This is a genomic window from Mesorhizobium sp. M7A.F.Ca.MR.362.00.0.0 (genome assembly GCF_004023175.1).
GTDB lineage: Bacteria > Pseudomonadota > Alphaproteobacteria > Rhizobiales > Rhizobiaceae > Mesorhizobium.
The window spans coordinates 1-1,066 of sequence record NZ_RZTF01000788.1; the positions used below are offsets into that span (position 1 = coordinate 1).

The 1,066-nt window shown below is 59.5% G+C and carries 2 protein-coding genes; one reads left to right on the forward strand and one right to left on the reverse strand.

Annotated elements, in window-relative coordinates; all coding sequences use genetic code 11:
• On the reverse strand, positions 1-328 hold a 328-nt coding region (locus tag EOC06_RS41185), incomplete at its 3' end, for a hypothetical protein (RefSeq protein ID WP_206631361.1).
• A gap of 82 nt (positions 329-410) precedes the next feature.
• On the opposite strand from EOC06_RS41185, the gene EOC06_RS37695 reads away from it, so the two are divergent.
• On the forward strand, positions 411-1,066 hold a 656-nt coding region (locus EOC06_RS37695), incomplete at its 3' end, for a LacI family DNA-binding transcriptional regulator (RefSeq protein WP_164899014.1).

The window sequence follows — 1,066 nt, forward strand, 5'->3', positions numbered from 1 at the left end:
CCCCAATAGTTGCGGTAGATGTCTTCGAACAGATAGCTGACGGGATGCATGATGTGCGCTCCTTTAGTCCTTGAATCGATCCAATCGACAGGCGCGAAAAACCGACCCCGATCAGCTCCGCTTGCGCTCCACAAGGAACCGCAACTCGCGAACCCATGGGCTGGCTTTGCCACGGCGCTTCTGCGTCGTGGTGTTCGACGAGATGCTCCAGTCGTTGCGGTAAATATCTTCGAACAGAAAATTGACGGGATGCATGGCACAACTCCCCTAAATATGTTGAACCGATCCAATTTAGAGAACCGCCGTTTGCTTGGATCGATTCAAACATACGCCTTGCCGAGACTGTGATCAAGTCAAAATTTGAACCGATCCAACGAAAGTGTTAGATGGAAGGAATTCAGGAGACGAAGATGGCGCCATTGACCTCTGCAAAGACAAGACCGGTCCGTCTGGCGGACATTGCCAAGGCGGCCGGCGTGTCGCACGGCACCGCGTCCAACGTGTTCGCCCGGCCGGACATCGTGCGCGAGGAGGTCCGCGAGCGGGTCAAGGCGGCAGCCGAGGCCATGGGATATGGCGGACCAGATCCCAAGGGCCGGCTGCTGCGCGCCGGCAAGGTCAATGCCATCGGTGTCGCGACCGCGGAACCCCTCTCCTATTTCTTCGACGACCCCTTTGCCCGGGTGATGATGGCCAGCATCTCGCAGGCCTGCGACGCGACCGGTGCGGGGATTTCGCTGGTCTCCGCAGCCAACAACGAACAGCTTGCCTGGAACATCCAAAGTGCGCTGGTCGACGGTTTCATCGTCTTTTGCGTCGATGGCGGTTCAAGGCTGGTCGAACTGGCGCGTGAACGCAAACTCCCTTTTGTCGCGCTCGATCTCGATTCGGACGACGACGACGCCGTTGCAGCGATCGGCGTCGACAACATTGCCGGGGCTGGCCTGGCAGCCCGCCACCTGACCGAACTCGGACATCGCCGCTTTGCCGTGCTTACCCTGCCCTGTGCCGACGCAGGCTTCGGCCCTACCACAAGGGAGCAGGTGGAAATGGCCCTCTACTCCGC